Origin of the sequence: Cedecea sp. P7760, from assembly GCF_013386425.1 — a bacterium.
GTDB lineage: Bacteria > Pseudomonadota > Gammaproteobacteria > Enterobacterales > Enterobacteriaceae > Cedecea > Cedecea selenatireducens.
Genome location: NZ_JACARU010000033.1, coordinates 14642 through 34309, shown reverse-complemented (window position 1 = coordinate 34309; position 19668 = coordinate 14642). Strand labels below are relative to the sequence as shown.

General features: G+C 57.6%; 20 protein-coding genes. All 20 read right to left on the bottom strand.

The genetic code is table 11. The annotated features are described in order from the left end of the window. Nucleotides 1-4: 4 nt before the first annotated feature. Complete coding sequence (locus HX778_RS13220) at nucleotides 5-379, bottom strand: hypothetical protein (protein WP_176982252.1); 375 nt, start codon at nucleotides 377-379, stop codon at nucleotides 5-7. Between the two features lie 161 nt (nucleotides 380-540). Next, nucleotides 541-684, bottom strand: coding sequence for a hypothetical protein (locus HX778_RS13215; protein WP_176982251.1), 144 nt, complete (start codon nucleotides 682-684; stop codon nucleotides 541-543). Nucleotides 685-1429: 745 nt separating this feature from the next. Further along, on the bottom strand, nucleotides 1430-2296 hold the full coding sequence (repA, locus tag HX778_RS13210) for a plasmid replication initiator RepA (RefSeq protein WP_176982250.1): 867 nt from the start codon (nucleotides 2294-2296) through the stop codon (nucleotides 1430-1432). Further along, nucleotides 2289-2360: a RepA leader peptide Tap gene (tap, locus tag HX778_RS25320; RefSeq protein WP_176982307.1), complete on the bottom strand. Its 72-nt coding sequence runs from the start codon at nucleotides 2358-2360 to the stop codon at nucleotides 2289-2291. Before tap ends, repA (HX778_RS13210) begins: the two co-directional genes overlap by 8 nt. Before the next feature lie 233 nt (nucleotides 2361-2593). Next, nucleotides 2594-2848, bottom strand: a complete 255-nt coding sequence (gene repA / locus HX778_RS13200; RefSeq protein WP_176982249.1) for a replication regulatory protein RepA — start codon at nucleotides 2846-2848, stop codon at nucleotides 2594-2596. Between the two features lie 143 nt (nucleotides 2849-2991). Next, on the bottom strand, nucleotides 2992-3525 hold the full coding sequence (locus tag HX778_RS13195; RefSeq protein WP_176982248.1) for a phospholipase D family protein: 534 nt from the start codon (nucleotides 3523-3525) through the stop codon (nucleotides 2992-2994). A 428-nt stretch (nucleotides 3526-3953) separates the two neighbouring features. Then, a complete protein-coding gene (gene trbC, locus HX778_RS13190) occupies nucleotides 3954-6149 on the bottom strand; it encodes an F-type conjugative transfer protein TrbC (RefSeq protein ID WP_176982247.1) in 2196 nt (731 codons plus the stop codon). After that, a complete protein-coding gene (locus HX778_RS13185) occupies nucleotides 6136-7269 on the bottom strand; it encodes a thioredoxin fold domain-containing protein (RefSeq protein ID WP_176982246.1) in 1134 nt (377 codons plus the stop codon). The genes trbC and HX778_RS13185 overlap by 14 nt, the downstream gene beginning before the upstream one ends. Nucleotides 7270-7284: 15 nt before the next feature. After that, entirely contained in the window at nucleotides 7285-8499 is a 1215-nt protein-coding gene (locus tag HX778_RS13180; RefSeq protein WP_176982245.1) for a conjugal transfer protein, read from the bottom strand. A gap of 111 nt (nucleotides 8500-8610) precedes the next feature. Then, nucleotides 8611-9273 carry a plasmid IncI1-type surface exclusion protein ExcA gene (gene excA / locus HX778_RS13175; protein ID WP_176982244.1) on the bottom strand — a complete coding sequence of 221 codons (663 nt, stop codon included), beginning with the start codon at nucleotides 9271-9273 and terminating at the stop codon, nucleotides 8611-8613. Between the two features lie 65 nt (nucleotides 9274-9338). Beyond that, entirely contained in the window at nucleotides 9339-11474 is a 2136-nt protein-coding gene (locus HX778_RS13170; RefSeq protein ID WP_176982243.1) for a DotA/TraY family protein, read from the bottom strand. 74 nt (nucleotides 11475-11548) lie between these two features. Continuing rightward, the gene (locus HX778_RS13165) at nucleotides 11549-11812 is read right to left on the bottom strand and encodes an Hha/YmoA family nucleoid-associated regulatory protein (protein ID WP_370527392.1); all 264 of its coding nucleotides are present in this window, start codon (nucleotides 11810-11812) and stop codon (nucleotides 11549-11551) included. After that, on the bottom strand, nucleotides 11805-12197 hold the full coding sequence (locus tag HX778_RS13160; protein ID WP_176982241.1) for a hypothetical protein: 393 nt from the start codon (nucleotides 12195-12197) through the stop codon (nucleotides 11805-11807). The genes HX778_RS13165 and HX778_RS13160 overlap by 8 nt, the downstream gene beginning before the upstream one ends. A 25-nt stretch (nucleotides 12198-12222) precedes the next feature. Next, nucleotides 12223-12795: a conjugal transfer protein TraX gene (traX, locus tag HX778_RS13155; RefSeq protein WP_176982240.1), complete on the bottom strand. Its 573-nt coding sequence runs from the start codon at nucleotides 12793-12795 to the stop codon at nucleotides 12223-12225. After that, nucleotides 12792-13553: a prepilin peptidase-dependent protein gene (locus HX778_RS13150; protein WP_176982239.1), complete on the bottom strand. Its 762-nt coding sequence runs from the start codon at nucleotides 13551-13553 to the stop codon at nucleotides 12792-12794. Before HX778_RS13150 ends, traX begins: the two co-directional genes overlap by 4 nt. A 17-nt stretch (nucleotides 13554-13570) precedes the next feature. Further along, nucleotides 13571-14794 carry a conjugal transfer protein TraW gene (gene traW / locus HX778_RS13145; protein WP_176982238.1) on the bottom strand — a complete coding sequence of 408 codons (1224 nt, stop codon included), beginning with the start codon at nucleotides 14792-14794 and terminating at the stop codon, nucleotides 13571-13573. Between the two features lie 18 nt (nucleotides 14795-14812). Further along, complete coding sequence (locus HX778_RS13140) at nucleotides 14813-17863, bottom strand: ATP-binding protein (protein WP_176982237.1); 3051 nt, start codon at nucleotides 17861-17863, stop codon at nucleotides 14813-14815. Further along, nucleotides 17835-18455 carry a conjugal transfer protein gene (locus HX778_RS13135; RefSeq protein ID WP_176982236.1) on the bottom strand — a complete coding sequence of 207 codons (621 nt, stop codon included), beginning with the start codon at nucleotides 18453-18455 and terminating at the stop codon, nucleotides 17835-17837. The genes HX778_RS13140 and HX778_RS13135 overlap by 29 nt, the downstream gene beginning before the upstream one ends. A gap of 208 nt (nucleotides 18456-18663) precedes the next feature. Next, nucleotides 18664-19050, bottom strand: coding sequence for a DUF6750 family protein (locus tag HX778_RS13130; protein WP_176982235.1), 387 nt, complete (start codon nucleotides 19048-19050; stop codon nucleotides 18664-18666). 72 nt (nucleotides 19051-19122) lie between these two features. After that, on the bottom strand, nucleotides 19123-19662 hold the full coding sequence (gene traQ / locus HX778_RS13125; RefSeq protein ID WP_176982234.1) for a conjugal transfer protein TraQ: 540 nt from the start codon (nucleotides 19660-19662) through the stop codon (nucleotides 19123-19125). Between the last annotated feature and the right edge of the window lie 6 nt (nucleotides 19663-19668).

The window sequence follows — 19668 nt, the reverse complement described above, 5'->3', positions numbered from 1 at the left end:
CCTCTCAAATCTTAATCACGGGTTTCGCCATCACCTTGTGTACATAAGTCCCGAACGATTCTTTGAGCAAACCGGCGCAGGTCTCAACTTTGCCGAAATCTAGAGCTTCAGCAAGGCTATTACGCCATGCAGGATTGTTTTTTTCCCAGGCAGTGAAAACGGTATAGAGGTCTGGAGAAGGCACGGGAAAAGGCTTCAGGTCTCTTATCAGGTAATGATTCAGGAGTGTTGTCTGAAATTTCACCTTGAAGGAACTCCTGAACTCAGGATGTCGTGCCTTCAACAACTCATATATATCGTTCACATATTCAGGCTTATTTTGCTCCAGGGCACGCTGGCATAGGCCCAGATAATGACTTAACGAAATAGGTTCGTTCATTTTTATACCCTGATTGATTCATATGGTTCGTGACGTTACATAGACGAGAATTGTACCTTTTTAATCCTGCCAGAAAATAAACCTGAGCCTACCAGAAAAGGCACCGGTATAACCGAAACGCAGCTGCGTGGCGAAATCCAAATCGAGAGCTTAGCAGAGGATTACGACGTAAGAATGCCGAGCAGCGCGCAGGCATTCACTGAATGCGCCAACGGCGCATAAAGGCGCTCTCTGTCGCTGAATATGTCACGTCTGGTGATAGCGCCGTGACCCGGCGTAGCCGGTACGTTGTTTATAGGTTTCACCAATCAACCTTCCGCCCTGTTAAGCCATACCCGCTGAAAGCGTCTCTGTGTCACTGTACGGCGTCGGAGTGGTTTCGTAACGACCTTAGGGAGGTACGAAACGTATCTCCGCGTTAGTGCCCCGTAGGGGCGCTTACGGCCGTGTATATCAATGGTAAAGCGACAGTGACAATAAATATCAGCGTTAAGTGTGTCACTTGTTCTTAATTGCCCGCTTTAGCGGGTGCTACCTATGCCGCTTGCGGCAAAACCGAACCGGCGCGGGTGAAGCCCGCTGCAAGGGCGGTCGTTATACGCATGTCCACAGGACGTGTGCGCATAGGTTTTTTTTTTAATAGTAAATTCTTTAGGTGTTTTAAAAGAGAGTAGTGATCGGTGTTTTAAAAGGATCAGCGCGGTTAACGAAAATCTCGATTACTGGTTAACTGAAAGCTCGGCTATTAGTCAAGAATAGAACCCTCTCGTAGTTAATGTGGATAACTCAACAAACGAAGATATTGAATGAATGCCTCCGGGTTTTGGGTATGCGAAAAAGATAAAAGATGTCTGCTGCATCAGTTTCCGCTGACCGCCCCTGTTCATAAAACGACCTATGCTTTTGTTTGGATGTGACAATACCTCCGGAACGAGCCGGATAATTAAAAAATGCCTAAATGTTGACTAAATGGTTTAAAAAACTCACCTGGTCACTGGTAAATCACACCAGTACCAGAGGGAATCTACCGTTCAATGAATAACGGTATGATCAGGTAACAACGACCAGGTCATCGCCTATTCGGCCATATTTACCCCGAGACAACACCATCCGTTCTTTCACCCGACGTTGAATTTCTCTCCTCACGGCATCGAGGCTACCAAAGAATTGCCCGTTACGGATTTCTTTGCTCAGCTGTTGCCGGACGATCTGCTCAATGTCATTCCGGGAACGGCCAGAATCATTTCTTGCTCTGTAACGCTTAAGGCCATGCTGTCTACGTTCCTTGTGATAAGAACGGAAACGTTCGCGAACGAAGTTCCAGGCTGAGCTGATAAGCTCATCAATGCCCGCACGTGGCAGGCCAGCTTTCTCTCGTTTGCGATTCTCCCACTCCACCCGACCACGTCGTGCAGCAGCTACAGCTTCTTCAGATACGTCAAGAACCTGCCACATAAGGGGGGTAAAAGTAATATCCGTGGGAATATTGCAGCCAATAGTTTTATCGTACTCAGTGGTATAAGTGATCAGCTTCAGCGTCTCCATAAACTGTAGGGCGCCCGTAAGGCGAGTTATGGATAAGCGCTTCTTTTCGGTTGCTAACCCGCAACGTATGCTCATCGTTGTGAGAGACGCGCTGACACGATTAGCCAATGGATTGTAGTAATGACACAACGCCTGCAGCGCAGCTTCAAGAGCGCGCCGACGTAATTCAGGTGGACGCCGCTTACGTTCCCCCCGAGAAATGGACATAGCCACCAGAGTCTGGAACTCCATTCTCAAGGTAAAACCAGCTGCTTTTTTGCGAATTTTTTCGCAGAACGGCAGGGTTTTCTTCCCATCCTCAGGAAAAAATTCAGGATTAGGATTTTTTACCTGCCGATAAATTGAAGGATTTTCAATATCCTGTTTAGTCACGCCATCCTGCGCTTATGTTGCACAGAAGGAGTACGCACAGAAGGTATTGCAGTTTTCCGGGCATAAATCTATACTCCCCGCATAGAGCAACAGCTTCTATGCAGAATAAATGGGCCCCGTTAGTCTTCTCCTGAGTCGCCAAACTGAGGAAGATTATCGGGGTTTTGTTTTTTCTGGTCTTCAGTTACCTGTCAGCACCAGTCTCCTGCCACATTACGGCGTGGCCAGCCAAAAATCTTAAACGATCAGCAATCTACCACTGAACACCGTATCCCTCAAGCGTTAACCCATAACGAGCTACATATCTGATGAAGAAGTCGCCTTTTCTATCCAGCGAGCAATCATTTCGGCTTGAGTTATACCCTCAGTTTTACAAAGCCTCTGCAAACTTTCTTTAAGGTCTGAAGTGACTTGAACTTTAATTTCTTTATGGGTTTTTTTACGACGTTCTACCAAAGCTTTCTGACGCTCCGAAGCAGTCAACGGCCTTGGTTTAGAATCAACTCGCTCAGCGTTGTAAGAGGAACTAACTGCGTTAAAGGACTGCGACATCTCGCCCCCCTCTGCTTAATTCAGAATCAATTATGCAGAGAATACTACAGATCACTTAAATCAGCGACTTAACTTTACAGTGGTGAGCAGACTGCGTTGGCGCACAGTCTGGCCAGAGAGGGGAAGAAGCATGTGGCAAATAATTAGTAGGGTGACTGCCAGTCCTTACCGCCGTCCCACCGTGACTGCCAGTGCGCCTGATAGGTCTGCGCGAGCGACGGTACATCCCGAACAACCAGCGCGTTCTCGGAGTTGGACGCCGCCGCGCTGCGGGTGTAGTTATACGAACCGAGCTCCACGTTCTGCCCGTCGGTGATGATGATTTTGTCATGCATTATTTTGAACTGACCGTTGGTGCGCAGAGGGATTCCGGCATTCACCACCACGCTCATCGCAGCCTGGCTGGCTTTACTGAGGTTCCCTTTATCATCCACTACCACCTTGACGTCTACGCCCCGCCGTTTCGCCGCGACCAGGGCTTTCACCACTTCAGGTGAGGTAAAGCTGTAGCCCATCAGACGGATGCTCACCCGGGCATCGTCCAGCGTGCGCAGCACGAGTTTCTGTGCGCTGCCTTCCGGCGAAAATCCAACGTCAATTGAGGGTGCCGCAACGGCGGCATCGGTGGAAAAGGTCAGCCACAACGCGGTAGCTACGATTCGTGCATTCAGTTTCATTTAGGTTCCTTTTTAATCCGGCCACAGCCGGTGAGTCAGTTCATAAACCATGATTCAAAGCTGTCGTGCGTTGTTCATACGCACCACTCACGTCCCATAGCACGACAGACAGTTCCCAGGCACAACTCGATGTCTGTGCGGCAGTTCTGATAGCGCAAAGATTTTGTTCCGCTGAAAGGCCAACGGTGCCGGCACCAGTCAGCGGCATCTCCATCCAGAAGGCGGTACCAGGGGAAAGCAAAAAAAGAGGGCCCCTGAGGGCCCCACTAAATAGCTTCGAAAGAGTATGTTTGCATGCAGTTCTTTCACCGGGTCACCGGTTGTAACCGGTATCGGTCAGCACCAATAGCGCAGCCGCAGGGCTGTCAGACAAAATAAGGGTTCACGGTCGGGCTTTGCGCCGGTTCTCATCATCACGTCTCCTTTTGTCAGGCTTCCTGTGACACTGCTTTCATAGGGGCCATTGCCACGTAGTTCTGCATGGCTTTATCAATCGCCTCTCGCCCCACCCCCATCAGGCGGGGTTCGCGCAGGCGTACGTTGTAGCCCTTGCCCCGCGCCGGCAGACTTTCCATGACCATGTGCCAGAGCACCGCCGAACGGACCGCCGCTGAAGGGGAACGCTTCCAGCTGTACTCGCATTCGAGGGAAAATTCACAGACTGCGGCCAGCGCCGGGTCGGTCAGCACCAGTCGGCTGGTATCCTGCGCACCGGGCTCGGCATCAAGCACCTGCAGAATGTGCTGCACCCGGTCTGCCCGCACGTAGCTGCGGCGCTTGCGGTAAGGCATGGTCGCCAGTAGCCGGGACTCGGATGGCGGGCTTACCTCCAGAAACCGGTTGATTCGCACCACCTCCTTCGTGAATTTGTCAGCGTCAGCGATGTAGAGGGAACTGCCGCGGATCACTTGTCCCCGGAACAGAGTTACGTTCTCGCCCTCCTGCAGCGCCTGCACCTCCTCTACGTCGACCTTTTTCTTTTCGCTCACCTGCAGCCGGGGGTCATCGCTCAGGCCACTGCCGAGGATGCTACCCTGCTGCACCAACGCGCTCATGTGCGCACGGTACTCTGTGCCGGCCATCAGTTGCAGAATTTCCAGCGTGTCTTTCGGATCCATGATTTTGCCGGTGATGCGCACGCCCATGTTAGCAATCAGCGTCCACACCGCGTCACCCGCCGCCGTTTTCAGGCGCTGCACCTCCTGTCCGGCCAACAGAAGGCAGTAGCCCAGCGAACGTACCTGAGTTGCCAGCTCGCCAAGTTTCTCACTGTAGCCAGCACCCACCTCGTCAATAATCCAGAGCAGCGGAAAGCGGTCCTTAAACTTCCGCACCTTCATATTGTCTTCCGGCCGCCCTTCCAGCTTTTCGCCGAGGTCCTGGCTTAATATCATGGCCAGCTGAGACTGATAAAGCCGCCCCAATGTGCTGCTCTCCGTAGCGGAAAGCTCCAGCGCCGGCACCAGCACAATCAGGATGCGGTCGTTGTGCACCACATCCCGGAGGTCGATGTCGCCGGCGTCGCGCGCAAACACGTGGCCATAGGTGTCGTTAAACAGGGTCAGCATGCGCGTGTACTGCTGCATCAGATAACCGTGCTGCCGATTCGCCTCCGGGTCCCACTCGGAGGGCGTGGCTACCTTGTCCATGTCAAAGCCAGCGAGTGTGCTCAGGTAGTTCTCCAGCGCTACGCGGATTTCCTCGTGCCATTGTTCCTCAACCGCCTGCACGTAGAGCCCGGCGATTTTGCGCAGTGGCAGGTGGGACTGGATAGTACGCTGCGACATCACCTTACCCTCACGGCGGCACTTGTAGACAAGCGCAGTCACCAGCGCCTGATTCATGGAGCGCGCTTTCTCCTGCCAGTCACCGCCGCTGCCGCCGGTTTTGGGCAGCATTGAGTCCATCAGGTTGATTGTGTAGGTCTCCTGTGCGATGCCGAAGACGCTAGTGGTGTTGGTCTGCGGACGCCCCTTCACGTCTTCCAGTAGTTCCTGCGCACGTGAACGACCGCCGGTAATGAAGTTCATCATACGCAGGTCGTCTTCACGGCCGAACCGGCGGGCCATAGACATCATGGCCAGCGCCACGTCGTTCTGCGCTTTGTGGTCGGAGAAAATAACGCCCTTGCCCCAGCACAGCGCGTTGAACACCCAGCCTAGCAACGTCTCCGTTTTCCCGGCGCCGGTGGTGCCGAACATCAGCACGTGACGCGTAAGATCGTCCATCGAGAGCCACAACTCGCGCCCTGCGTCCCTGCCGCGCAGGTAGCCGGCGTACAGGATACCGGCCGCGCGATCGGTATAAATGCGCAGAGTGGTCACCGGGAGAAAGCCCAGCACCTTAACCGGCACCTTTCGTTCGGTCGAAGGGTCATCCCGATTCATGTCCATTGGCATGCGCATCGGCATTTTCCAGCGTCCGGCGGGCGTCACGACCAGCGACCAGAACATCAGCACCGGCAGGCTCAGTACCAGCGTGGCCGGCCACACAATGCCAGAGCCGACCGCTGCCAGAATCCCCCAGGCAAGCGTGCCAGTTTCACTTAGCACATCGATGAGCCACGAGCGCCCCGCGTGCCGGTTGACGCGCGCGCTGTCGAGCGCAGCGTTACTGTCCGTCATGGCCACCTCCGTTTAAAAAGTCCATGAGCGCCGCTGGCGAGCTCAGCACACCCTGCGGCACGTAGCGCCCGTCGTCTGAAATCGTCCAGGGGGTGCCCGGCAGGCGGTAGGCCCGGAAGGCGACTTCGTTGACGCCAATTGCCCCGCGGGCTGTTTCAGCCTTGTTTTCATCCATGACCGTTGGCGCGGCCTGTACGGCCCCTGGCACGCCGATACCGGCATCAGCTGCAAACAGCTGTTTCCAGGCTGCAGGACGCTCAGCCTCCGGCAGGGTCATCACCGGCGTCAGCGCTTTCAGTGATGCTTCACGGCCCTCGATGGTGACCGGGAAAATCACCACATTCACAGCGCCAGCAGCGGTTTCAAAGTGGCGCTCCATGCGCTGACAGTTAGGGCAGGCCGGGTCGGCGAATACGTAAATGGTCCGCGCGTGGCCACTTGACAGCGGCACGGTGAACAGACCGCGTGACGCCGCTTTATGGAGTTTGTCTGGCAACTCAGCGCGCACACTCTGAGGCAGGTCCCATCCGTCGGCCGGGGCAACCGCAGCCAGCGGTTTGGGTTGCTGCTCGACCAGACGGTCAGCTCGAGTGTCATTATTCAGATTCGGCATTACGGGCCGGACGCTGGAATCAGCAGGCATAAAGCGGGTTGGATCAGCCACAGGGTGGAATACCTGAGGGGCATGCACTGTAGTGAGCTGGCGGACGTCTGGCTCCATCAACTGATAAAATGCATAGCCGGTGAGCCCCAACAAAACGCCTGTTAGCCAGGCCGCTACAATAGCGTAACCGTATTTTATAATCCCCCCGCGCAGGCTGCGTTTATTCTCCACGGTAGTCAGCAGATCAGTAATGCAATCCAACAACTGCGCCGCGTCACTCCCGCGGTAGAGCGGTGCCAGCCCATCGTGTGCGTGTTGCGCGTACAGCCCGTCTCCATGCATCACAAACCACGGTTTCTCTGTAACCGGCAAAACAAAAATAGGCTCTGATAAAGACACACTGAGAAAGTGCGCTCCTTCCCCCCCTGAAACATCCTTAGTCACATCACGGCGGGCGCGCAGCAGGCCGCCGATTATTTCAGCCACGAACGGGCCATTTCTGTGTAAATAATTCATGGTAAAGTCCTTGTCTCAGCGCACGCCGGCGCCGTCAGAAAATTCATCTTCGCTCTCACCGGGCAGATAAAGTGCGTCAGGGAAAGGCATTTCGCGTTGCTGTTTCACGCGTTTGGTTCGTACGTCACGCGGGTACACGAGCCCCAGTGACTCGAGCTCCAGCTGCAGGCCATCGACCGCCTCGCCGGTCATCAGCGGCGGACACGGCAGGCCGAGCCGGGCGGCCAGTTGCTCTGCCCGGGCCTGCGCGATGATGCCTGCGCCTTCGACAAACACCTTCGCGGTGTCTGCAGTGTGCAGTCCGTACCACAGCGTTCGGTCACAGCCCTTCAGCCAGCGAAATCGTGCGGGCGGCAGGCGCAGGTCGCGGCCGTAGAGACCGGCAAGCGCAGAGCGAACCGTCCGGTGCGTCTTCAGCCACTCGTTCACCCCGGGACTCGCCAGCACCCGCGACACGTGTTTTTCTGCAACCTGCCAGTCGGGCACTGTGCGGAACTCCGGCTCCCGGAACAGCCGGCGGATCAGGCACGAGCGGTTCAGGTTGTCCAGCAGCCTGGTGGCCGCCTTGCGATCCCCGGTGAACACCTGTAGGCCAAACACGGCCAACAGCGCGCGCTCATGCGGCTGCCACAACTCCGGTGGCGTCATCGCGGGGCCTGTCTGCGCGTCGAAGAGGGAGGTCGCCGCCTCACGGTCAAGTACCTGGCGCTTAATCAGCCCATGCACCTCCGCAAACTCCTCCGGCTTCTGCGCCCACGCGTTTTCAGGCGAGGTGTCATTCATCATCCCGTCGCCGCGGTGTCCGGAGAGCACAGGGATTACGGAGGGCGCGAAGGTGGCCATGACGCGGGGCAGCGAGTGAATGTCAATCGCGCGCCGGCTTCGGAAGCCCAGCGCCGGGTGACGCACCAGCGCCCAGCTGGTTAGCGCAATCAACGGCACCATAGGCACAAACAAGATGCTGGCCGTGTGGTTCATCACGTCGAGCCATTCATTGAGCCCCACCGACTCCGCCCCATTGCCTGTGGTGGCCAGCAGGTTAATGCGCTCCGCTGCGTAGCGGTGAATGTGCGGGAAGTCAGCGAAGCGCCACAGCCAGTAAAGCGCCCAGCAACTCCAGCGCACGAAGTCAGCGAAAAATAGCCAGCAGAGCAGAAGCGCCAGACAAAAGGTCATCAGCACCATGGCCGGCTCGTTACTGCCGGCGGCGTTAGGATGGTAGGTATTCATGTGAGAATTTCCGGAAGCGGAGACGGGCGCAGTGGCCCGCCGGACTGCAGACAGGAAAACACCGGCGCAGTGGCCGGTGTCAGGGGAAAAGCGTCAGGATGTCAGGAGTAATCAGTTACTGGCCTGAGGTACCACCACGTCGTGCTCAAACTCAACAAAGCGGCTCTGAATACTTACGTGCAATGGCCATGGCTCCTGAGGGAATGACTCTGAATAACCTTTGCCGTCCATTGCGCCCAAAATATCAAACAGTTCTTTAGTGATAAGAGGAGAAGCATTAATACTTAGCACTGGGAAATCAGGATTACGCGTAAACAGTCGTAACGTGCTGCCTTCTAATTCACGATTAGTCCAGTCATTCATAGTTAAGCCAATAACATCCACTAATCCTTTTTTGACCAAATTAATGTATAAAATGTTTCCGCTTTTAGTATCTATTCCAAAGTATTTGCCATGAGCTGCATTGAGAATTTCTTTTTGAGGCATGAAGCGCTCAGCAGAACTGAGCAACGCAACCATCTTCCTGATTTTATTCCGACGAGAATTAATACTCATTCGACGATAAGTGAGAGGGACTAAAATTGTTGCCCACAACAACCCTAACAGGAAATAATCTGTCGAATATAACGTATATCTGTATGAGCTACCGAGGGCAACAACCAGGGTGATTGATGCCAATATCAGTGCACATGGGAGAGCAATGAAATAGTAAGCTGAACGAGTTAAAGCCAAAACTAAACCAAAGTGGTTTTCATTACGTTGTACATTTTTCATGGCATCCTCCTGCCTATTCCCTCTGTTTAAATTATACGCGCCACTGTAGATAAAGCCAGGTATAATTACTTCACTCCATCTTCGTTTGATGGTGCCTGTCGATTCGGCATATTTTTCAACCCAGGAGCCCTACGTGAGCCGCCACCTGCTGCAGCAAACATCCCTTTGACGTCATCTACCATTCCACCCATGATGCCGGCCATACCAGCGCCCCCCAAGAACGTGATCACATAATCTGCCAGCGTTGCTTGAAGACCGAATACCCTCGTCACGCCAAATGTTGCAATACGGGCATAAATCATCAGCCACCCAACCAATTTCACCAATCCCATTAAAGAATCGGCGTTCGCGTTAGCAAGAGCGGTACCAAACATCATGTTAAGAAGCGTTCCGCCCGCTATCACTGCTACTGATGCAAAAAAGAATCCCAGCACCATCAGAGAAGGACGTAGCATCATATCGATCAGGAATATATAGCCATAAGCGCTGCGACTCCCCTTATCCTCCTCGGCCCCCAGGTGTGTCGCAGACCACATAGGCCCGGCGGCACACCCTACCATGACGCTGACCAGCCAGTTAAACACCCCGACCATCCAGTAAAGAAATGGCACTGCTGGCAAGAATACAGCCAGAGAAAAACCAATGGCGAAGAGCAACAACATCACGAAATAAAATGGAGGCGATAATAAGCCCAATATATCTTTTATTGTTCCGGCGGGATTTTGTGTTAACTCACCAAACTTCCCAACCAGTGAATGGTCAACAGCAGCAGCTGCGCCGTAAGCTGTGACATATGCAGTAAGCGCTATCTCTGTAGAACCTAACGTGTAGTCACCAACAGTTTGCATTTTAATTAGTGGATTAACCTGATTTGAGAAATTAGCTTCAGTCCCTGTCATGCCAGTTGCAAAAACCGTCGTAAGTCTCTGAATGGGACTTTTCAATAATCCTACAAAAACTGCATCTGGGTCGGCCGAGTTCGAGGCTGCACCATCATCTTTCGCCGTCTGCGTCCCCAGCGGGGCCGTGTAAGTGCTGTTCTGCACCTGCGAACGGTAGGCCGTAAATACCTGATGATATAGGTCACCGGTGCCGGTTTCACCGTGCAGGCTCGCCCCGGACGTCACAGGTGCCGCGTTGGCCACCTCGTTCGTTTTGCTGTTGGCCGTCGCAAACGTGTTATACCAGGCACCCAGCGAAATCCAGCCGTAGGTCTTGAGCTGCGTCGTCAGCTGGCTCTGCAACGAGTCCTTGTAGTTCAGCTGGTTCAGCGCGTTGTTGACGGTGGTTTCATACGCGGCAGCCGCGTTCTGAATGCTCGTTTCCGGATCGACTAACGTTCCGCTGTCCTGATCACGACGGTTGAGATATGCCTCCACGTAAGCCTGTGCGGCGGCATCGAGCGTGGACTGCATGGTATCCAGCGCCCCCCTTGATGCCGTAGTGACGCTTGATGTATTCACTGCAGACCCGAACAGGCTGTCCAGCACGCCGGTGGATGGCTCAGGGATACGGGCCGTGCCACAAATCGCGCTTCCGTTTCCTATGGAGTAGTCGCCGTTCCCACCCTTCGTTGTCATCAACGCCGTGCGCGCCTGACCGTCCTGATAGAGCGAGGACAGCTCGCTGTTGGTAGCGTACTTGCAGAGGTTCATTTCGAACACCCCACGCGCCGCCGAACGCGTGGAGGGGGCAGTGGGCTGCACAACCAGCGACATGCCGCTGCTTATCATGTCGGCCGCCTTGTCTGTGAACAGGTTCGCGCTGCCGACCCCCATGGTGGAGGCCGCCCATAGCATCACCAGCTGCGACAGTGACCAGCCCGACGCGGTCGGAATGAGCGTGATAAAACCGGCAAAGCTCATCACGGGGTGCAACCAGGTGCGTCCCGTACTGAACACCTTGCCGTCCTGCCCGCCTTTAAACAGCGTTTTCAGCGTCACAATAAGGAACCACACCAACGCCACGGCGCACAGCACGCCGTTCAACAGCGCGAACAGCGACCCGATGAGCGTCTGCTGTCCCGGCTGGAACGGCGTAAGAACCACGTCGCCGAATATCATCACAAGTGCCTGACGGGAAAGGTCCCCGGTCTTGCTTGCAGCGTCACTGATGGTCTGGTAGTCCACGCTCTCGGCAAACGCCGGGCAGGACGCGGCGCACAGCAGTGCCGCCGCCTGAATTTTTGTCAGTAGCTTCATGAGTTACCTGCGGGCCAGGAGCTGACCTGATGGGAGAATTGGGTGCCGCCTGCAGAGGACGGCATCAGAATGGATTACTTCACGTACTGCCAGACATGCTTAGGTACGTGGTCAAACAACTTTCCAGCAGCGAGCTCTTCCTTGCGGTGGTCATAGGCCTGCGTCATCGCAAATTCATTCTCAGAATTGCCGGTATAGCTCAGGTGCTCGTAAACCTTTTCCAGCGTTTCCAGATTCCGGTACCGCCGGAACTTCAGTAGCCAGTCGTTTCGGGTCATCAGTATTCCATCTGTTATTTGAACTTCAAAAGTTGCAGGGTGATGCAGACTGTTAGCCACGCAGTACCCAGAATACTATCGGGCAGATAGCAAGCAGCAGCAGGGCAAACAGCAAATAGAGAAACCCACGAGAAGACACCACAGTGGAGATATACGAGTACGACTCAGCCTCTTTCTGTACAGGCAAGAGCATATCAATAGCAGACTCCAGCAGGGTAATATTCTGTTCTGACGCTCCGCCGAGCCTCATGCTATGTCTCGCTTTACGCAATTGACTAAGCGCATTCAGGCTATGTTTGTATGCAGAGAAGTCATCACGATCGCTACTCGCACGCCGCGCACTGTGCATAAGATGTAGAATGGTTTCGCGGCGCTCCCCCATTTCTGCGTTATCCAGTAACGAGATTATTCGGATAAAAAGTTGTTCTTGCTTATTAATTTTCATAAATAACATACCTTTTAATGGTTGCTCAGAGCAGGCCGCCGCTTAGCACCTGCCGGCACCAGCGCGTCTCGTGCAAATAAGCCTGAAAACTACCGTTCTCTGACGCCGATACTCGCTTTTCCGTGAGCTGCCACAACCGGTAGCCTGAGGCGAGCGCCTGCACGAAGCCTGTCGCCGAGAGCAGCATGAGCACGAGTATGACGCAGCCTACGCGCAGCCAGCCGGTCCCGCCGATGCTGCTACTCGCAGCAATCAGCGCAAACAGAAAGCCCGCGACCGGCAGGCCCGTGAGCCACATCAGCCCCCACCAGATCCAGCGGCTGAGGCGCAGGTTTCGGGCCAGCCGTTCCGGCGTCTGCCCGCTGTCCGCCACTGCCTGTGACCAGTCTGCGGGGCGGTAGTCGCCGTAGCCCCGCCCCGCCGTGACGTCGCGCAGTCGCTGCCACAGGCGCGACACATTGCGCCCGGCGTGGCGCGTCACGCTCGAAACCTCCCATGCCGGCAGCACCACGTTCAGGGCTATCCAGCCAGCCCGCTTCGCGGTGATGCGGGTTGTTTTGGCGCCGTCCTGTCGGTCGGCTGATTCATTTTCTTTCACAGAGGTTCTCCTTCTGCAGTCAGACCGGGTTCAACGAGCGAAAACGTCACGTGATGAAGCGCCGCCATCGCCTGCAGCGCACTCGCGAGAAAGCGGTATACGGAGGTCAGATCCTCGCTTTCCATGCAGCGGATGTCGGGCGTCAGGAAGATGACCTGCCCCGGCCGCTGGCGGAGCGTGCTGAGGCGGAATCCCGATGCGCCCGTGAAGGTCTCCGCCACGTGCGGATGATGGAAGATTTCCATCCGGTTGCGGATAGCCAGCACCGACGCGCTGGCCCCCTCAAGCGTGAGTAGCGCGCGTGCCGTCTGCAGTGCCGGATGGTGCGGATACTGGCGGCTCCAGCGGGCGATACTACTCCAGATGTCTCCAGCCCAGAGCTGCCCGGCCAGCGCCCCAAGCCCGGCAGCGCGTCCGGTAAAGTGCCCCGTGTCGTCCGCGAACGCCACGACGCAAGTCATAAGCCGACGCGTCAGGTCGCTGTGGCAGTCCGCCGGGAACAGCGCGGCGGCCACCGCGGTGGCGCCGTCTGCAGGGTCAACCTGTCGTAGAGCACTGAGCACATCCCAGACGTCGCCCTCCTGCGCCTGCCCAGGCGCAAAGCGCCATGCCTGCCACAGATTTTTCCAGCGCGGAGTCTGCCAGAAGGCGTCCCACAGCGCGCCGCAGGGATCCAGCACCAACACCGGGCCGCTACCCGCGTCCAGCAGAGAGAAAAGCGCGCCGACGTCCGGCGCAAAGGTACCGCTTGTTGTCATTGAATACTCCTGAAGGATTACTGTGCGCTCACGCCGGCGCTCATTTGCGAGGACAGCGCCTGCAACTGAGGGGCGTACTCATTTTTTGCTGCCAGCGCGAGCTGCTGGCCGCTGATGATGTTGGCCTGACGCAGCTCGTTTTTGATGCCGAGTGCCAGCCAGTTGGCCAGACTCTGCTGACGCGCCATTTCACGCGCCAGATTGTCTCCGTCCATGGCCTGCAGGTCAGTCACCCAGGCGGTGTTGGCGTAGCGACGGCCCACTTCGAACGCCTCAAACTCACGCTCGCTCATGGTGCCGGTATGCTTCGCCTGCGCCGAGGCGGTCTGCTGGAAGTAGCTTTCCGCTGATGGTGCCTGCCGCGCCTCGGTGAGCGCGGCCTGCGTGGCGTCCTGCGGTTGGCTGGCCGCCACCATGTCCAGCTGCGGCTGCATCGCCGCGCTCTGCATGGCTTTGTACTGCGTGAGCAGGCCCTGATACTCCTGTCCGGTAGCCGTCTGGATTTCGCCCTTGCCCGGCGTGCGCCCGGCGTCAAGCTTTGCCGAGTTGTTCACATAGGCCATAGCCGCGTCCGTCTGCGCCTGAGTAAAGGTCAGTTCCGGGTCTTTACCCGCCACTCCTGCTCCGTCGTACAGCGATCGTGCCTCGGTATCGCCGCCCGGAAGTGCTGACACGGACGGACACAGTCCTGTACCGCCGTAGAGTTTTGCCTCCTCCGCAGTACAGTAAGCAGCATGAATAAGCGCACTACGGTAGCCACCCTGTCGGGTTGAGACAGGGAGGCTCGCCAGCGTTTCCCGCACGGCTGCGTTCGACACCCCGCTGCCACCGGCAAGCTTCGAGGCTGCCGCCCGGGTTGCCTGACTCACCTGCGAGGCCGTGCCCGAAGCCGACTCGCTGCAAATGCTGTCGGGCACCGTATAGGCCGCGCGGGCCTTCTCCAGGCGGTCCGCCTGACGGTTGAAGTTCTCAGCCTCACGCTGGGTACGTGCAGCCTCCGTGACGGCGGTCGTCACTTTGTCCGCATTCTGCACAACGGCTGTGCCGGTTTCGGTTTCAGCGGCGAGAATTTCGCCGAGCGTTGCCTGCATGGTGCCGAGAGCTGGCTGAATGACCGTAGTAACCGGCACGCTGGACATAACCTCAACGGGATAGGCAAGGGCAACGGGGGAAAGTGCCGCCAGTACGCAGGCGGCAAGCAGCCGGCACCCCGCAGGGCGCCAGTGTGTGGATGATTGCATATCAGTACTCCTGAAGAATCAGAGGTCGTAGCCCTGTTTATCGATAAGCTCGGTGGCAAGCGCGCGGATGACGCTATCCCCGCCTGTTTCGCCGGCAGTGCGGCGGCGGTGCTCAATGACTTTTTCGGCGCTGCCGTTTGGGAAGAAGCGGCCGAGAATGCGGCGGGCAGTGTCAGCCCCGACGTCTTTTTCAATCGTCCGACGCAGCGACATATCCACCGGTGTGGTGCTGTGACCCCACAATTCCTCCGGGCCCACTGTGTTTTTCATGATGTGGGCGATGGTGCTGCCGCCTTTGATGCGGAAGATGCCAAGGAACGGCACACCGCTGCCGTCGGCCGACGGCCCGCTGCCCATGCGATCAAAGCGGTCCAGCGTCACGTCAGGTACCTTAAAGCGTTCTTTGAGGAGCCGGCGGTCCTCCGGATCGACGCCGACCATATAGACGTTGTTCGCGGACTGGCGCAACGCCTCGGGCATGTCGCGGAAATACTGCGAGGACATCACGGTGCGCACGCCAAACTTGCGCTCCTCGCGGTTCTCGGTCTCGAGCATCGGGAAGATAAAGGGCACGCCTTTGGCGTTGTGCAGTTCGTCGTATTGCTTGGTTTTGACTTCCTCGTCCAGCTGCTGCACGCGTGCGCGGTGCATCGGGTGCCAGCGCGTGTGCAGCGCCGAAAAGAGCTCGTCCTGATACTGCGGTAGCACGAAGTCACCGCCTGCGATGTGCCCGGCAAACAGGTACATCATGCCGGTCTGCAGGTAGCCCGCCTTTGACTTGTTGCCAGCGACGTACTGAATATCGACCGTAATGACGCGCGCCTTCGGGCTTATCCTGAAACGTGTGCGCCCGGCGAACATGCGGTACTGCCCACAGGCGTCACGCAGGCAGCGCGCCATGTACTCAATCAGCGATTCACTGCTACCGTCGCGCTGGATGCTGCCGTACATGCCTTTGTAATCGGCCGACGTCAGGCGCGGTGCCATATCGGCGAGCTCCGGCACCGCCTGAAACTGCGCCCGCTGCGCCGCCTCCGGGTACCCCGCATCCTGCAGCAGGTCGCGTACCTCATACCAGGTGGCGTTGTCCCGATAATCCGGGTGCTCCTCCCAGATGGCGGCCTCCTCCAGCGCATCGTCGACCTCCGGTACCAGCCCCGGCTCAAAGCGGCGGGGCTCCTCGCGGCAGGCTTTGAAGGAGTCGCTGACAAGCCGGCGCAGGATGGCCGGCGTATCTCGACCGTTCGGCGGTTCGCCCCTGCCGGGGTCGATGCACAGCGCTGTGAGCGCGTTCTCCATAAATTCTGACTCATAGCTGAGCGGTGCGGTCAGGCCCAGCTGGATGTCGAATAGATTGCGGCAGTGTTCCTCATCGTTGCGCAGGATAATGCTCAGTACCTCGTCCTGCCGCTCCGGCGGCAGCGCCGCGCGCAGTATCGACACCTGCCCTACAGCGCTGAACCCTTTGTCTATCCCCGCAAAGAAAGGCAGCTGTTGCTGTGCGGACATGGCCAGTGCTATCGGCTGCCGGTTAATCAGTACAGACTTACCGCCTCCTGACTCCCCCGCCACGATAGTGGTTTTCTTGGTCTGGTTAGACGCCGAAAGCGCCACCGGCATCAACTTACCGTCGGGCGTAATAAATGCCGCGTTACCCTCCCCGCTCCACGCCGTTGTCGGGCGGGTGAGCGGCATCAGATTCAGCGCCTCGGACATCGGCGGATACATCAGGCACGGGCCACTTGCCGCAGATGCCGCTGTGAGCGTGGCCACCCAGGCCTTCACCGGGTCGCCGAAGGTCTGGGTTACGCCGCAGACGCCCCAGGAGCCCAGCGCCTGCTGCAGCAGCGTGAGGTTGCGCGTCACCGTCTCCGGCGAGTCCCCCCAGGTGGCAGCGGTGATGGTCATTACGCACACTGGCTCGTGCATCTCGCGTTCGGCGAGCAGCGAGATAGACTGGAATATCGGCCTGAGGCCTGGCACCCACTCGGTAAAGCTCAGCACAGCCTGCTTACCGCCGAGCCGGCGCATGCCGCCGGGCATCAAATCCTGACGAATGCGGAACGGCACGCTGCGCGGAATAAGCTCGCGCAGTTTTGCAAAGCTCTGCGGATTCTGCGGCCCGATGTTCACCGCCACCGTACCGTGCCACACCCCATTAATTTTCAGCAGGTTATTGCGTATTTCATCAACGTATGCGCCCATGACCTGAAACTTCAGCCAGGGGGCCAGAAAGGGCGTGGCGTCCGTTCCCTGACGTACCCCGCGAGGGATGATCCGGTCATCGGGCAGCAGGGGTTGCCAGACGTTTCCTGTACCCGGGTCTGTCTGCGCGCGCAGGACACGGCCCGCCTCGTGTGCATCAATGCGGTGCATCAGTACGCCCTTACCGCTATCGCCGAGCGCTCGCTCAACCTGCGAGAGGAAGGCGTCATGGCGGATTTTAAGCCCTGCCAGCTCGGTGGGCAGCGGATTCTGCCCGAAGGTGGCCGTGGGGCTGGCCTTCACCAGCTCGCTAAGGCGCGCGTTTTCATCGCGAAGCTCGTGTCCGGCCAGCACGCCCCGCCCGGTATAGCAGACAAGCCATGTGCGTTCGCGGTTCACCCAGGGTGCAAGCTTCGTGACCTGCTCGTCCAGCAGGTACTGCAGCTTCAACCCGGTGCGTTTCAGCGACTGATACTGCGGTGCCAGTAACTGGCGAATTTCGTCTTTTCCCTTGTCCGGTGAACACTCGTGCACGATGCTTATCCGGTGGCCTGTGTAGCGAAAGTGGGCGGTCAGAGTCTCTGTCATGCGCTGCAAACGCCCCTCCCACGCGTCTTCGTCCGAAGCCGGCAGAGATTCATCTGACTCGCGGTAGCTGCCAGCAATTTCATACACCGACAGGTAGTCTCCGTTATGCGTCACCATGATGTACGGCGCGCTGAGCTCCGGATGGCGGATGCGGTCATCGTCAGTCAGGCGCACCACGGTCTCAAGGTCGCAGTAGTCGGGCAGGTCGCGCGACACGGCAAATCGGGTCGCGGCGGTAATGATTTCTTCAGTCCAGCGGACAAGGCGGTTTGGCATACATGTCACTCCGGGTATAGGTATTCCAGGCCGGGGTGTGCACGGCGCTCTCAGCGGTGCGCCCCAGTGGCAGTAGCAGGGTCAGGTTGGTGAATACGTCGGCAGGCAGAATAAGAACGCATCCTTCAAGCCGTTGCTGCAGAGTCTTGCGCTTTGCAGGTGGCAGCCGTGCAAAGGCAGCCGCAAACTCCGATGCACGCGAGGTGCCCCACATGCCCTCCACTTCGCGCACGTGTCGGGCGAGCCAGTTCCAGAGTTTCCGTGAGGCTTTACGTACGGCTTTGCTGTCGCTGTGCTGACCGATAAGCGCCCGGCGCTGCAGATTAATGATGTCGGCGGGCTGTGCATCGGGCAGCCAGGCCAGATGTCCATGTGCCGCCGTGGGGCTGTCGAGATTAAATGTCAGCCAGCACAGCGTGCAGAGCGGCTGTACGTCCGGCCCCTGCCAGAGGCGCTGCGCTCGGGTGCCGCAGCAGCGGCAGGCTGGTCCAGGTTGAACAGGAACGGGACTCGGGGCTGCGTCTTCACCGCTGACGTCCGGTAAGAGCGGCAGCAGACCGCCCGCCTGAGCAGGTGGCTGATAAACAGACATATGGGGGTCCTTACAGGCAGGGCCTGATGCAATTGATGATGCTGGAGTGATGCAAAAGTCAGAGCGGTTTGTCGCGGTGGGGCAGCGAAAGTCTAATGGGGGTTAAGCTGTAAGCTGCGGTCGAGCGCAATAAAGTTTTCATCATGGAGAGCCGGAAAGTATCAGAATGAACAGAAAGAAGTGCCGCCCCGGGGGGCGGCTCTGAACGTCAGCTGACGGTGACCGGCTGCATGCCAATCTGCGTCATGCCGCGTTTGATGATTTCCGGAATACCGATAGCAAGCAGGCCGCCAACGATGGCCAGTACGATCATCCAAGGCTTGATCTGCGGATTGTTCTTCATGGCTTTGATGGAGAGCAGCCCCCCTGCCACGGAAAAGAAACCGAGTACCTGAATAATGGTGATCCCGCTGGTCTGGATAGCCTTGGCACCATCGGCACCAGCCTTGGCCATATCCGCCAGGTCACCATCGGCCATGGCCAGCGGCGAAATAAGCGCCGCCCAGGCGCACAGGCCGCGCAGGGTGAGTTGACGCAGGGATTCAGACAGCATGAATGCACGGGTAAAGGCCGCGCGGTAAAGGCGAGTAAGCATGGTAATTTCCTTTGAAAATGGCCGGATGGCCGGTTGAGTCCGTCCGCATGGACGTAAGGTTGAACGGCCGCCTCAGAGCAGGCCGAGGGTTTTCTGTAAGGCGTCAAGCAGATAGGGGTTACACACAAACATCACGCCAATAATAAATTTCACGGTGCCCTGGGTGACGTCGTTACCCGCCGTCAGCCCGGAGTGACCGTCTTTTCTGGACCGGCGCCACAGCAGAACGCCGGAGAGCGCGAACCAGACGCCGATCATACGCAGCAAGCTCAGCAGGGCGTTGGCAGCGACAGCCCCTTGCCCGAATGCGCCCTGATCGACATAGCTGATCGCGTCAAACGAAACCTGCCAGCCCACCTGTCGCGCACCCGCGCCAATAAGCTGGTCCAGCCCCACAAGGCAGCCGCACAGCAGTATCCAGGCGAGCACCGCCCCGCCGCTCGCCGACTGCCCGGGCACCCTGCGGGCAAGCCAGGACTGGCGGGCGAGGAAGCCGCCGGCACCGATCACGCCAAACAATGCCCCCAGCGTCAGCGCAAGGTTGGTGAACGCGCCCTGCAGCCCTGAGGCCAGGTTGGACAACATCTGAATGCCGTCGAGAGAACTGCCCATGACGCC

Coding starts and splice junctions, on each gene's coding strand:
- HX778_RS13220 (WP_176982252.1), bottom strand. CDS start 379: ATGAACGAACCTATTTCGTTAAGTCATTATCTGGGCCTATGCCAGCGT.
- repA (WP_176982249.1), bottom strand. CDS start 2,848: ATGTCGCAGTCCTTTAACGCAGTTAGTTCCTCTTACAACGCTGAGCGA.
- HX778_RS13195 (WP_176982248.1), bottom strand. CDS start 3,525: ATGAAACTGAATGCACGAATCGTAGCTACCGCGTTGTGGCTGACCTTT.
- trbC (WP_176982247.1), bottom strand. CDS start 6,149: ATGACGGACAGTAACGCTGCGCTCGACAGCGCGCGCGTCAACCGGCAC.
- HX778_RS13185 (WP_176982246.1), bottom strand. CDS start 7,269: ATGAATTATTTACACAGAAATGGCCCGTTCGTGGCTGAAATAATCGGC.
- HX778_RS13180 (WP_176982245.1), bottom strand. CDS start 8,499: ATGAATACCTACCATCCTAACGCCGCCGGCAGTAACGAGCCGGCCATG.
- excA (WP_176982244.1), bottom strand. CDS start 9,273: ATGAAAAATGTACAACGTAATGAAAACCACTTTGGTTTAGTTTTGGCT.
- HX778_RS13170 (WP_176982243.1), bottom strand. CDS start 11,474: ATGAAGCTACTGACAAAAATTCAGGCGGCGGCACTGCTGTGCGCCGCG.
- HX778_RS13160 (WP_176982241.1), bottom strand. CDS start 12,197: ATGAAAATTAATAAGCAAGAACAACTTTTTATCCGAATAATCTCGTTA.
- HX778_RS13150 (WP_176982239.1), bottom strand. CDS start 13,553: ATGACAACAAGCGGTACCTTTGCGCCGGACGTCGGCGCGCTTTTCTCT.
- traW (WP_176982238.1), bottom strand. CDS start 14,794: ATGCAATCATCCACACACTGGCGCCCTGCGGGGTGCCGGCTGCTTGCC.
- HX778_RS13140 (WP_176982237.1), bottom strand. CDS start 17,863: ATGCCAAACCGCCTTGTCCGCTGGACTGAAGAAATCATTACCGCCGCG.
- HX778_RS13135 (WP_176982236.1), bottom strand. CDS start 18,455: ATGTCTGTTTATCAGCCACCTGCTCAGGCGGGCGGTCTGCTGCCGCTC.
- HX778_RS13130 (WP_176982235.1), bottom strand. CDS start 19,050: ATGCTTACTCGCCTTTACCGCGCGGCCTTTACCCGTGCATTCATGCTG.
- traQ (WP_176982234.1), bottom strand. CDS start 19,662: ATGGGCAGTTCTCTCGACGGCATTCAGATGTTGTCCAACCTGGCCTCA.